This window comes from Fibrella musci, from assembly GCF_041321105.1.
Lineage (GTDB): Bacteria > Bacteroidota > Bacteroidia > Cytophagales > Spirosomataceae > Fibrella > Fibrella musci.
Window position 1 is genome coordinate 279,697 of sequence record NZ_JBGGWD010000002.1, and the last position, 12,799, is coordinate 292,495.

Annotated in this window: 11 protein-coding genes; 6 read left to right on the forward strand and 5 right to left on the reverse strand. The window is 55.6% G+C overall.

Annotated features, from left to right (window positions below; genetic code table 11):
• Positions 1 to 7: 7 nt before the first annotated feature.
• Both ACAW74_RS06805 and ACAW74_RS06810 read right to left on the reverse strand, forming a co-directional pair.
• Positions 8 to 889 carry an ABC transporter ATP-binding protein gene (locus ACAW74_RS06805; RefSeq protein WP_370697456.1) on the reverse strand — a complete coding sequence of 294 codons (882 nt, stop codon included), beginning with the start codon at positions 887 to 889 and terminating at the stop codon, positions 8 to 10.
• Positions 890 to 1,133: 244 nt separating this feature from the next.
• Positions 1,134 to 2,111, reverse strand: a complete 978-nt coding sequence (locus ACAW74_RS06810; protein WP_370697457.1) for a gluconolaconase — start codon at positions 2,109 to 2,111, stop codon at positions 1,134 to 1,136.
• Positions 2,112 to 2,264: 153 nt separating this feature from the next.
• Here ACAW74_RS06810 and ACAW74_RS06815 point away from each other — a divergent pair, with 153 nt between their 5' ends.
• The 6 genes from ACAW74_RS06815 (at position 2,265) to ACAW74_RS06840 (ending at position 8,467) form a co-directional block, all read left to right on the forward strand.
• Entirely contained in the window at positions 2,265 to 2,621 is a 357-nt protein-coding gene (locus ACAW74_RS06815) for a hypothetical protein (protein ID WP_370697458.1), read from the forward strand.
• A gap of 233 nt (positions 2,622 to 2,854) precedes the next feature.
• Positions 2,855 to 3,898, forward strand: a complete 1,044-nt coding sequence (gene queA, locus ACAW74_RS06820; RefSeq protein ID WP_370697459.1) for a tRNA preQ1(34) S-adenosylmethionine ribosyltransferase-isomerase QueA — start codon at positions 2,855 to 2,857, stop codon at positions 3,896 to 3,898.
• Positions 3,899 to 4,031: 133 nt separating this feature from the next.
• On the forward strand, positions 4,032 to 4,703 hold the full coding sequence (locus tag ACAW74_RS06825) for a 2-C-methyl-D-erythritol 4-phosphate cytidylyltransferase (protein ID WP_370697460.1): 672 nt from the start codon (positions 4,032 to 4,034) through the stop codon (positions 4,701 to 4,703).
• A 117-nt stretch (positions 4,704 to 4,820) separates the two neighbouring features.
• The gene (gene meaB / locus ACAW74_RS06830; protein WP_370697461.1) at positions 4,821 to 5,810 is read left to right on the forward strand and encodes a methylmalonyl Co-A mutase-associated GTPase MeaB; all 990 of its coding nucleotides are present in this window, start codon (positions 4,821 to 4,823) and stop codon (positions 5,808 to 5,810) included.
• A 95-nt stretch (positions 5,811 to 5,905) separates the two neighbouring features.
• On the forward strand, positions 5,906 to 7,009 hold the full coding sequence (locus ACAW74_RS06835) for a plastocyanin/azurin family copper-binding protein (RefSeq protein WP_370697462.1): 1,104 nt from the start codon (positions 5,906 to 5,908) through the stop codon (positions 7,007 to 7,009).
• A 3-nt stretch (positions 7,010 to 7,012) separates the two neighbouring features.
• Complete coding sequence (locus ACAW74_RS06840) at positions 7,013 to 8,467, forward strand: DUF7133 domain-containing protein (protein ID WP_370697463.1); 1,455 nt, start codon at positions 7,013 to 7,015, stop codon at positions 8,465 to 8,467.
• Between the two features lie 260 nt (positions 8,468 to 8,727).
• On the opposite strand, the gene dnaN is transcribed toward ACAW74_RS06840, so the two are convergent.
• From dnaN to carA, 3 genes are all read right to left on the reverse strand, one after another.
• Complete coding sequence (dnaN, locus tag ACAW74_RS06845; protein ID WP_370697464.1) at positions 8,728 to 9,849, reverse strand: DNA polymerase III subunit beta; 1,122 nt, start codon at positions 9,847 to 9,849, stop codon at positions 8,728 to 8,730.
• A gap of 75 nt (positions 9,850 to 9,924) precedes the next feature.
• Positions 9,925 to 11,580, reverse strand: coding sequence for a gliding motility-associated ABC transporter substrate-binding protein GldG (gene gldG, locus ACAW74_RS06850; RefSeq protein ID WP_370697465.1), 1,656 nt, complete (start codon positions 11,578 to 11,580; stop codon positions 9,925 to 9,927).
• Between the two features lie 75 nt (positions 11,581 to 11,655).
• Positions 11,656 to 12,756: a glutamine-hydrolyzing carbamoyl-phosphate synthase small subunit gene (gene carA, locus ACAW74_RS06855; protein ID WP_370697466.1), complete on the reverse strand. Its 1,101-nt coding sequence runs from the start codon at positions 12,754 to 12,756 to the stop codon at positions 11,656 to 11,658.
• Positions 12,757 to 12,799 lie beyond the last annotated feature (43 nt).

Consider the following 12,799-nt stretch of genomic DNA (forward strand, 5'->3'; position numbering starts at 1 on the left):
ATCGGTGTCATCTGCGTTCCACTCCTGTCTGAATCTCACTAAAGAACACGTCTTCCAGATCGGGCATGACGGCCTCGAATCCATCGCCGGGATCGGCCTCGCTCAAGACGTGGATTTGCGGCTTGCCGCCAACGAGCTTGCTCGAAATGATCGTGTGCGTTTGCTGGTAGGTAGGCAGCTCGGCCTTCGTGATCGACTTGCCCCACACGTTCCCCGACAGGCTGGCCACGGCGGCGGCCGGCGTACCGCCATACAGCACGCGGCCCTGATGGATGATCGCCATGTTGTTGCAGAGTTCCATCACGTCCTGCACGATGTGCGTGGACAGAATCACGATGACGTTTTCACCGATTTCGGAAAGCAGGTTGTAGAACCGGTTGCGCTCGCCGGGGTCGAGGCCTGCCGTGGGTTCATCCACGATGATGAGCTGCGGGTCGCCAATCAACGCCTGCGCAATGCCGAAGCGCTGTTTCATGCCGCCCGAATAACTGCTGACGGCTTTTTTCCGATGCTCAAATAGATTGACCCGGTGCAACAGCGCTTCCACCAGCTGGGTACGTTCGCGGCTATTGACCACGCCCTTGAGCAGGGCAAAATGATCGAGTAGTTCGGTGGCCGAGATACGCGGATAAACGCCAAATTCCTGCGGCAGGTAGCCCAGCGTGCGCCGAACAGCTTCTTTCTGGTTTAATACGTCCAACTCACCGAGGAAAGCCGAACCGCTGTCGGCATCCTGCAAGGTGGCCAACGTGCGCATGAGCGTGCTTTTACCGGCTCCGTTCTGCCCCAACAGCCCGTACATGCCCGTCGGGATGGTTAGCGAAACGTTATCGAGCGCCCGAACGCCATTGACGTATGTTTTAGATAGGTTTTGAATAACTAGTTGCATAGAAAATTCGGCGGAAAGGTTCTGTAACCAATGATCTGTTCGGTAATCTACAGATTCGTTACGTACCTGACTCCGTTTCTATGCCACCGGTTGTATAAGGGGATGCACGGTTTACACAATGAACAATGAATGATGGACAATGCACAATGGGCTGGCGCAAGTGTAATTCCGCGTCAGCCCATTGTGCATTGTCCATCATACATTGTTCATCGTACATTGTGCATTATGCATTGTGCATTGTACATTACTTAAACCGCTGGATGCTGTAAGCAGAGGCGGTCAGGCTGGCGGGGTTGCCACTCATTGCGGCTGCCGAGACTTCGCCAATGCGGGCATTCAGGGTGTAAATCTGCCCGTTGACCACCGTGTTAGTTGTCGCCTGATCGTAACCGGCTGCGTCGGTCTTGACGATCGAGGCTGTAGCCCAATTGTTGGCACCGCGCAGCTGCGTTACCTGATTACGATTGTTCACCACATACAGATCATCGCCGATCAGCACCATGCCATCGCCGCCAACCACCGGCGAGAAACCGGTTACTTCCGTAATCGCGTTCTGAGCGCCCAGATCAATCTTATAGAGTTGCCCGGTCGCCGCTTTCACCACCAGCAGGTAGTTGCCTGTGTGCCACACAATACCATTCAGGCCAAATTGACCAGTGGGTGCGCCCAGCGTTGCGTTGTTGACCAGGATGCTACCGACGCCATCGGTACCCACGCGGTACACCACCGGCGAAAATGAATCGGTTACGTAAGCTACGCCCTGCGCATCGAGAGCCACATCATTGGCCAGGTGCGATGCATTGGGCAACAGCGCCGCCAGATCGGTACGGCGTTCAATCTGCCGGGTGTTGAGGTTGTACACAAACAGCCCGGCCGTTTTCATGACCGCCTGCGGCGTGGCCTTTGTAGCTACGGCCTGCGCCGCGTTGCACACATAAACCCGGTCATTGAACACCTTAATACCCTGCGCAGAAATCAGCTGTGCATCGGTGAACAGGTCGGTATACGTACCGTTTACATCAACGGTACCCACCTTCCCCTGTGTGAGCGACGTCACCAGAAACTGATTGAGCGAGGGCGCGTAGGCAATGCCTTCGGGGTATTGCCGGTCGGCGGTGAAGTTGATGCGTTCGGCAAATTGCGGAGCGTCTACGTCGGTGTTTTTCTTACAGGCATTCAAACTCACGAGGGCAGCTACGGCCCAGATTACGCTGTTTTTCATAGTTGAGCAATTCGATGTTTAAACACCTAAATCGCTTACCAGGTGGTTTGTTTCACAAAATCTACCAAACAACAAGAGTAAATAAGCAAACCGATCAATCAGACGCCGAACAACCATCCATCCTGTTGGTTAACTAGAAAACAGACTACCGTCATGACACACTTCACCACCCTGACCGAGGCTATGCAGGATTTGCAGGCCCGCGGCTATACCGAAGAATTTGCTCCGGAGAAAGATCACATTAAGGTCACGACGAAAGACGAGGTTCGTTATAGCAGCGATGAATTCAAAGTCGACGAGTTTCACCGCTTCGAGGGCACTTCAGATCCCGGCGATGAAATGACACTTTATGCCATTTCGTGCAAAAACGGCGTGAAGGGATTGTTCGTCTCGCCGCAGGGCACCTATTCCAACGAGGTTTCGCCCGAACTAATGGCTAAGTTCAACCTCTCCGACCGCGCCGAAGTCAACACGGAAGGCTCCGTGCAACCGATCACGCCGAATAGTTAGGCGTCTAGTGTTTGATGTTTAAGGTTTGACGTTGGTTGCCGCCCGAACACCATGCGGTAACCAACGTCAAACCTTAAACATCAAACGCCTAACCTCTTTTTAACCCGTTTCGCTACAACTTCCCACCCACATTTGCAAATAAATGCGGGACTAAAAATCGCAACGGGGTTTTGACGTAGTATATTTGCGAACTTCCCCTATTTTATCTGCTTATTTGTCAAGGGGATCATTCTATGAAGCTATCCGAATTCCGATTCGACCTCCCCGAAAGTCTCATTGCCAAATACCCGGTTGAACGAGGCGAGTCGCGGTTGATGGTCATTGACCGCAAGACAAAAACCATTGAGCATAAAAAATTCGGCGACATCCTGAGCTACTTCAATGATGGCGATTCGATGGTCATCAACAACACCAAGGTGTTTCCCGCCCGTCTATACGGCAATAAGGAAAAAACCGGTGCCAAAATTGAAGTGTTCCTGCTGCGCGAGTTGAACCGCGAAATGAAACTGTGGGACGTGCTGGTTGATCCGGCGCGTAAGATTCGGGTCGGCAACAAGCTTTATTTCGGTGATAGCGATCTGGTCGCCGAAGTCATCGACAATACCACCTCACGCGGGCGTACCATCCGCTTCCTGTTCGACGGGAATCATGACGAATTCATGAAAGCCGTTGACCAACTGGGCGAGATGCCTATTCCCCGCGAAATCATGCGCGAATCGGTCGATGCCGACCGTGAGCATTTCCAGACGGTTTTTGCCGAACACGTAGGTGCTGTAGCCGCCCCCACAGCGGGCCTGCACTTCACCCGCGCCATGATGAAGCGGATGGAGATCAAGGGCATTCACTTCGCGCCTATTACGCTGCATATCGGGCTGGGTACGTTCCGGCAGGTCGACGTGGAAGACCTGACCAAGCACAAAACCGATTCCGAGAATTTCCGCATCGGTCCCGAAGCCGCCACTATCGTCAATGCCAGCCTCGACGCCGGCAAGCGGGTGTGCGCCATCGGAACTACGGCCCTGAAAGCCATCGAATCGTCGGTGTCGGCAAACGCCCGGCTCAAGCCCGTTGAAGGCTGGACTGACCGGTTTATTTTCCCGCCCTACGAGTTTAAAATCGCCAATGCCCTGCTGACCAACCTGCATCTGCCCGAGTCGGTGCTACTGATGATGACGTCGGCGTTTGGTGGTCATGAACTGATCAAAGAAGCCTACCAGGTTGCCATCAAAGAGAAGTATCGCTTCTTTACCTACGGCGACGCGATGCTGATCCTGTAAGTCTGAAAAGCCGTTTTTATCAAAGAGTCCAAAGTCTGGAAAGTCGCATTGATTATGTGCTCTACAAGCATCACAAAATCAACTTTCCAGACTTTGGGCTCTTCCATTTAGCCAACTGTCAAGACTTACAACATTGACACGTACCGATCATTTCTACGCCATCATCGTGGCGGGAGGTTCTGGCAGCCGCATGAAAAGCGACATTGCCAAGCAGTTTCTGCCGTTGCGTGGTAAGCCCATCCTGCAACACACTATCGAGCAGTTTCTGGCCTATTCTGACACCATGCCGATCCGGCTGGTACTGCCCGAACGCGACCTGCCGATCTGGGAAACGCTCTGCGCCGAACGCCGCTTCCGCCCCACCAACGTTACAACGGTCATCGGGGGGGCGTCGCGCTTTCAGTCGGTACGAAACGGGCTGGCCAGCATCCCTACCGAATCCGATAAAACGGGGCTGGTAGCTGTGCATGATGGGGTGCGACCGTATGTTTCTCCCGCGATCATCGCCGAAAGCTTTGCTACGGCCTCGCACCGGGGCAGCGCCGTCACCTGCGTACCCGCCAAAGATTCGGTACGGCTGGTCAACGCCGACGGAAGTAACGCCGCCGTCGATCGGGCGCGGGTGCGGCTGATTCAGACGCCCCAAACCTTCCGGCTCGACTGGTTCCGGCAGGCGTTTGCCGTAGCCGAACAACCCCATTTTACCGACTGTGCCAGTGTGCTGGAGTTTGCCAACTACCCGATCACGCTGATCGAAGGATCGTACGAAAACATTAAGATCACCACGCCCGACGATCTAAAATGAATAATGGACAATGCGGTCCGCCGCTGCGGCATAATGCACAAGGAAGGCGCCGTTCATTACCCGTTGTTCATTGTACCGCAGCGGCGGACCGCATTGTCCATTATTCATTGACTGCTCATGCGCCCTCGTCAACCCGCTTCTTTCTACATCGATGGTATTCGGGCCGGCGACCGGCTGGTGCTGAGTAGGGCCATTACGCTGGTGGAAAGCCATCGCCCCGATGATCAGACACTAGCCCAGGCCGTGCTGGAGGGCGTACTGGCGTTCGCGCCAACCGATAGCATCCGGGTGGGTATCACGGGTGTACCGGGCGTGGGGAAGAGCACCTTCATCGAAGCCTTCGGAACGTACCTGACCAGCCTGGGCAAGCGCTTGGCCGTTCTGGCCGTTGACCCCACCAGCCAACGGTCGGGCGGGAGCATTCTGGGCGATAAAACGCGCATGGAAACGCTGTCCGTCAACCCGCAGGCCTACATCCGCCCTTCGCCCGCTGGCGACTCGCTGGGCGGCGTGGCTCATCGCACCCGCGAGACCATGCTTCTGTGCGAAGCGGCGGGGTTCGACACTATTCTTGTCGAAACCGTGGGCGTAGGGCAGTCGGAAACGCTGGTCCATGGCATGGTCGATTTTTTTCTACTGCTGATGCTGGCGGGTGCCGGCGACGAGTTGCAGGGCATGAAACGGGGCATTATGGAACTGGCCGATGCGTTGGCTATTACTAAAGCCGATGGCGACAACGCCGCCGCTGCCAACCGTGCCCGTGTGGAATATACGAATGCGCTGCACCTGTTTCCGCCCACGCCAAGCGGCTGGCAGCCCCCCGTACTGACCTGCTCAGCCCTGACCAACGCGGGCATTGCCAACCTCTGGACCACCATCGAACAACATCAGGTACGTATGACCGAGACCACGCACGACGGCGTATCGGAACGTACCTATCACCGGCAACGACAGGCCCTTGATTGGTTTCGGACCTTGCTGCGGCAGCGGATCGAAAGCCAGTTTTTTGGGCAACCAGGCCTACGCGAGAAAGTGCATCAGCTAGAGCAGTTGGTGCAGGCAGGGGAGCTGTTACCAACCCGGGCAGTGGAGCAGTTGGTACGTTAAAGCAACAGTCAACGTACCTGGCCGCGCCAGTTCAACAGCCAGTTTGGTTAAACCCGCCCCCTTTTCTGCTTCTACAGGCACTTACTCTTTCTTCGATGCGCATACGCCTCCTTTTACTTTTATCGTTACTGGCAATGGGTGGAGTGGCCACGGCTCAGGCAGTACGTGACACGACCATATTGATCAAAACTATGGCCGGGTTGCAGTTCAGCGAGAAACGGCTGGTGCTGCGTCCACAAACCCGACTGACGCTGATCGTCGAAAACGACGACGATATGGCGCACAACCTGGTGGTAACAAAGCCCAACAGCCGCGCCCGCGTGGTTGAGTTTGCGCTGGCGCTGGGCGATGCTGGCCCCGCCCGTCAGTTTGTACCTGCCCTCTCCGATGTGCTTGCCCATACACGGCTGCTCTCGCCCGGCGATAGCGATACCCTGACACTAACCCTCCCCGACGAAGGCGATTTTTCGTATGTCTGTACGTACCCCGGCCACGGCTCCATCATGTACGGCATGCTGTACGTCACCAGTTCACCACGGCGCCTCCCTCCTATCGAGCGCGATCCTAACCTGCCTCAGACAGAGGCACACATGGGTCACCCCCATACCGCCGGACCACCGGCCGAACACCCGTACACGCTACGCTTGCCTGCCGTTTACCGTACCTTTATGCCCGACGCCAGCCCGGCCGCGATTGCCGTGGGCCTTCCCGGTCTGAGTGGTGGGCCGCAACAGTCGTATTGCTGGGACGCTACGACCTGCCAGCTGCGCTATGCCTGGGCGGGTGGTTTTGTCGACAACACCGAGCAATGGGACGGCAAGGGCCAGCGTCTCACCAAACTCGTTGGCGATCTGTTCTTTCGTGACTCAACCACCCATACACCCTGGTACGTTGGTGGTCAACCGGCTCAGGTACGTTTCGGGGGCTACGCGCTACTCAATCGCTACCCCGAGTTCACGTATACGGCCAGTGGCGTAACGATTCGCGAACTAACCAAACCACAAGCTGGACAGCGTGGGTTGGTACGTCGGTTTACGATTGGCCCAACCCGGCAGGAATTACGGTTGCGGCTGGGCGATGCCGCCAATCAGTACAAAACATCGGCGGGACGCATCGAACGGGGCTGGCTGATTATCCCGCCCACGGTCCGCTCGGTTACGCTGTCAAGTGTTGTTTTGCCCACCGCCCAACTGCCTTAACTCATGCTGAACACGTTGCTGCTGCTGGGTACGTTGCTCACCGCCCCGGCCGATACCATTACCGACTATTACGAGGTTGAGACGATACCGACGCCAGCGGGTCTGGTTGCCGAAACGGGTGGACTGGCCTTTCTGCCCGATGGTCGTCTGGCGGCCTGTTTTCACCGGGGTGAAGTGATGCTGTATTCACCCAAAACCAAACAGTGGCGCGTGTTTGCCGAAGGCCTGCACGACCCGCTGGGGGTGATTGCCATCAGCAACCGGGAACTGCTGGTGATGCAGCGCCCCGAGCTGACCCGCCTCACCGACACCAACGGCGACGGGGTGGCCGACCGCTACGAGACAGTTTCCGATCAGTTTGGGATGTCGGGCAATTACCACGAGTTTGCATTCGGGCCCGTGCGTGACGCCAAAGGCAACCTGTATATTGGGCTTAATACGGCCTCCAACGGGGCGGGTATCCGCCAACAGTTGCGCGGGGAGTTCAACCCGCTGGGCAGGCCTGGCCGCATGTACGCCTGTGTGCCGTATCGCGGCTGGGTGATGCAGATTACGCCCACGGGTAAAACAATTCCCTATGCGCTGGGCTTTCGCTCGCCTGACGGGCTGGGCTTCGATGCAAAGGGGCGGTTTCTGGTTACTGATAACCAGGGCGATTGGCTTGGCACTAGCAAACTCTATGTGGTGAAGCCGGGCGCTTTTCATGGGCACGTAACCAGCCTTGTCTGGAAAGACGGTTTCCCTAAAATCGACCCGCTTACTTTACCCGTTTCTACCCTCGACAGCCTGCGAACGCACGAGGCCGTAGCCTTCCCGCACAGCCTCATGGCGCATTCGCCCACACAGCCGATTGTCGACAACACAGGGGGAAAATTTGGGCCCTTTGCGGGTCAAACGTTTATCGGCGAAATGGACTACCCGCACTTGCTGCGCGTCTTGCTGGAGGAAGTCGGTGGGCAAACGCAGGGTGCCTGTATTCCTTTTTTGTCTAAAGCTGGTCAACGTATCGGTAACCACCGGCTGGTCTTTGGTCCCGACGGCAGCCTGTATCTGGGTCAGACCGACCACGGCTGGACCGGTGCACGCGGCATTCAACGGGTACGTTTCAAGGGCGGGCAGTTTCTCGACATCGCGGCTATGCACCTTACTGCAACGGGCTTTGAGCTAACCTTCACGCTCCCGGTACGTGAGGCCGAGGCCCGCGAGCTTGCCAGCTACGCGGTTCAGCGCTATCAGTACAAGTACCACCGCGACTATGGTTCGCCACAGGTCAACAAGGCCCTGGTGCCGGTGCAGGCGGTGCGCGTATCAGCCGATCGCCGAACCGTGTCGATCGACCTTTCCGACTTACAGGAAGGCTTTATCTATGAACTGTCGATGAGGCCTCTGCAAACCGAAACCGGCAAACGATTGCAGAATACGACGATTTGCTATACGCTTAATAAACTTAACAAATAAGTCATTCCACTCAATTATTTCTTTCCATTATCCTATTCCGTATCTTTGTAGACGTACAGTTTCCTATTCCTGAACCCTTTCCTTTCACTTTCTGGAGAAGCGTTACGTCAAAGCTTAGGTCGTTCTAATTCTTCCCTTCAGGTAGGATCGATAGAACACTATTGCTAACGGACTCACGCCTCTCCAACGCTTGTCAAACACAAAGCCCCGGCTCTCTTTCGATGGCCGGGGCTTTCTTATGTTGATGTTTGCGGAATCGCTTACGCGTAGGTATTCAGCATGACGGGCATGACCAGCATTAGAATATCTTCGTGTTCTTCCTTATCGGCGGGGATAATCAGCCCGGCGCGGTTCGGGGCCGACATTTCCAGCGAAATCATCTTGGCGCTCAGATTGCTCAGCATTTCTGACAGCAGCTTGGCGTTGAAACCAATCTCCATTTCGTCGCCGTCATATTCACAAAGCAGTTTTTCGTTGGCCTCGTTCGAATAATCCAGGTCTTCCGCCGAGATAGTCAGGCTGTTAGCCTTCATCGACAACCGAATCTGATGCGTGGTCCGGTTGGCGTAGATCATAATCCGCTTCAGCGAGTTCAGCAGATCGACGCGACCAATCGTCAACACATTGGTGTTGTTGGTCGGAATGGCGTTTTCGTAGTCGGGAAAACGCTCGTCGATCAGGCGGCAGATCAGTTGGGTCGGGCCAAACGAGAACGACGCGTTGGCCTGGCTCAATTCGACTTTCACATCGGCACCTTCCGGCAATGATACCTTCAGCAACGACAGGGCCTTGCGCGGGATAATGAGCGAGGTACTGGCCGTGGTTTGAATGTCGGTGCGGCGGTACCGGATCAGCCGGTGGCCGTCGGTCGCGACAAAGGTGGCGTTATCGCTATTCAGTTGCAGATAAACCCCCGTCATGGCCGGGCGCAGGTCGTCGGTGCTGGTAGCAAACGCCGTGTTGTTGATAGCACTCAGCAGGGCATCTGACGATAGCTCAACCGACAGGTTTTTATTGACGCCCGGAATTTTCGGAAAATCGATCGGGTTCTCGCCCGATAGTTTGAAGCGGCCGTTATCGGTCAGGATTTCGGTGCCAAACGTATCGGTGTTGATATTGATCGTGATGGGTTGTTCGGGCAGGCTCCGCAACGTATCGAGCAGCAGCTTAGCCGGAATGGCGATCGCTCCGTTCTCCGACGCATCCACCGGAATCTGCGTCGTCATGGTGGTTTGCAGGTCAGAGGCCGTTACGGTAAGGGTGCCCTCTTCAATCCGAAACAAAAAGTTTTCGAGAATCGGGACGATCGGGTTCGCCGCCACCACACCGTTGATGTTCAGCAGGTTCTTGAGCAGTACGGAAGAGGATACAATAAATTTCATAAGCCGCTTTCTAGCAAAATCTTGTAAGACAAAAGTAACGAAAATAAGTCCATTTTCGACCCGCCGCTGACTCAATTATCGGGCATATTGTCGCCGTCTGACAGCCTGCCAGATCAGGCCCATCGCCAGCACCAGCGCCAGTGGGCCAAGCACATTCAGGCCCTGCCATTGGGTACGTTCCGCACCGATTTTCACGTTGTCGAGCGGGCGTAGCGGCACTTCACGTTGCCGGGCCATAATCAACCCTTCCGGGTCAACCAAATAGTCGATCGCGTTCAGCACAAAGTCTTTGTTGGCGAACTGGGTACGTGTAAACCGGTCGTAACCCAGCGGTAAGGGTGCTTTGCGTTTATAATCGACATCGTTGACAACCAGATCGCCATCCGAGCAAAGCAGCACTTTTGCCACCGCCCCGGTTTCGCGGTAGCCGTTCTTCAACGAATCCGGCAGAATCTGGTTGGCAAAGAGCGAGGTAAATGAGCCTTCCAGCAACGTACCCACCGACCGCACACCGCCCAGGTACGTTGCCGGGTCAGGCTGCTGTCGGGCTTCATTATAGGTGACCAGCGTGGGGGTTTTCAGCACTTGGGTGTAGGCGGATGTTTTCAGCAATACCGTTTTGCGGATGCCGTTGGCTCGCACGGTGTCGATGGTGCTGGCGAAACGACCGTAGATAGCGTCGAGGTTACGCGTGATGGGGCCGTCGCCAAACGAATTCAGCACCGGATAGAACCGCCACGGCACCAGTTGAATATTGGGCTTGTCGCCCATATTCCCCACGTTGAGGGGAATCACGCCGCAGTTCAGGTCCTTGACAACGTCTTTGTTCACACGGGCACCCCAGTTGAAGAACAGGTCATCGAGGCCCAGCACGAGCGGTTGGGCATACGATCCTTCGGTACCGACGCTGTCAATACGTTGCCCGTCTACGACAAACAGCGCCCGCCCTCCTTTTACTACGTACTGATCGAGTTTAAAGACCTCGCTTTCGACAAAAGGCTGATCGGGCTTCAGTACCAGCAAGGCATCGACCCCCTCAACCGGGCCGGGCTTCCGCAGATCGACAAAAAACAGGTCGTATGTCTCCTGAATCGATGCCAGGATATCGGAGAACCGTTCGGGGGGCACCTGCGTGTGACCAAACACCAGCCCAACCCGACGTCGGCTACCTTCGGGCTGCGTAAGCCGCCGGATAGCCGACGCCAGTTGGTATTCGACGCCCTCATACGATTGATTGAGCTGCTCTTCGGGTGAGGCCGCTTTGTTGCCTTTCAGGAGCAGTACGCCAAGCTGCTTGCCTTCGTAGTGTACCACAGCACCCGGCACCACAAGCTGCTCGGTGCGCTTGCCACCCTGATTGGCAAACAAATTGGTGGGTTGGAGGCCCAGTGCTGCCAGTTCTTCCAGCCGCTTGTTTTGCTCGGCCGTTGTGCCGGTAATCGGATCAATGAAGCGGTAGCTGATGTTGCTTTCGCCTTCGGCCTTAAACCCTTCCAGCGTTTCGCGCACAGCCGTTTCGAGGCGGCGGAAACCAGGCGGCAGGTTTCCTGTCAGGTACACGTCGACATGCACACGGGCGGGAAGTGTCGTCAACAGGCGGCGCGTGCCATCCGTGAGGGTGTAACGTTTGTCGCTGGTCAGGTCGAGCCGGGCATAGACGAATGCCGAGAGCAGGTTGATCACGACCAGCCCAAGCAGAAGCCCCAAAAAGCGTTTGGTGGATAGAGACATACGGCTTAGTAACGAAAAAGCCTCCGCCGGTGAGGCGTTGGCTTTTCAAAATTAGTACGATACGGGTTGGATGTTTTACTGCATCAGCTTCACGAAATCGTCGAACAAATAGCGCGAATCGTGCGGCCCAGGCGAAGCTTCCGGGTGGTATTGTACCGAGAAAGCTGGTTTGTCTTTCCGACGAATACCCTCGATGGTGTTATCGTTCAAGTTGATGTGCGTTACCTCCACGTTGGCATGGTCCTGCACCTCGTCGGCTTTCACGGCGAATCCGTGGTTCTGCGACGTCACCTCACAAAGACCCGTAATCAGGTTTTTGACGGGGTGGTTCAGACCACGGTGGCCGTTGTGCATTTTGTAGGTGTCGATGCCACTGGCCCGCGACAGAATCTGGTGACCCAAGCAAATCCCAAACAGCGGCTTCTCGGTTTCCAGTGCCTGCTTTACCGTTTCGACGGCGTAGGGCATGGCAGCCGGGTCGCCGGGGCCGTTCGAAATAAAGAACCCATCGGGGTTGAAGGCTTGTAATTCCGCAAACGGAGTTTGCGCCGGGAACACTTTACAATAGGCACCCCGATCGGCCAGGTTTTGGACGATGCTTTTCTTCACACCCAAATCGAGCACTGCTACTTTCAAGCGCGCGTCTTCCTGCCCAACTGTGTAGATTGCTTTCGTGCTGACTTCCGACGACAGTTCCAGCCCGGCCATGTCAGGTACGTTGTTCAGTTCGGCCAGCAATTGATCTGGGTCCAGGATGGCCGACGAGATAATGCAGTTCATGACCCCTTTGCTGCGGATGTGCCGCACCAGTTGCCGCGTGTCAATTCCGTGAATCCCGACGATGTTGGCTTTCTCGAAGTAATCCTGCAAGGAACCATCGGCCAGGTGACGCGAGAAAACGGGCGAAAAGAAATTACACACCATCCCCCGGATTTTTACTCCGGTCGACTCTTCTTCCAGCCCAAGCTGAATGCCGTAGTTGCCGATGTGTGAAGTTGTATTCACGATCACCTGCCCGTAGTAGGACGGATCCGTGTAAATCTCCTGATAACCGGTCATGCCGGTGTTAAAGCAAATTTCGCCACCAGCGGTACCGATCTTACCTAAGGCAAAACCGTCAAAGACGCTACCATCCTGCAATACCAATAATGCCTTGGGTTGTTGGGGACGTGTCATGAATCTCGTTGGGTATCTGTTTATTGGTTAAAAAAAAGGGTTA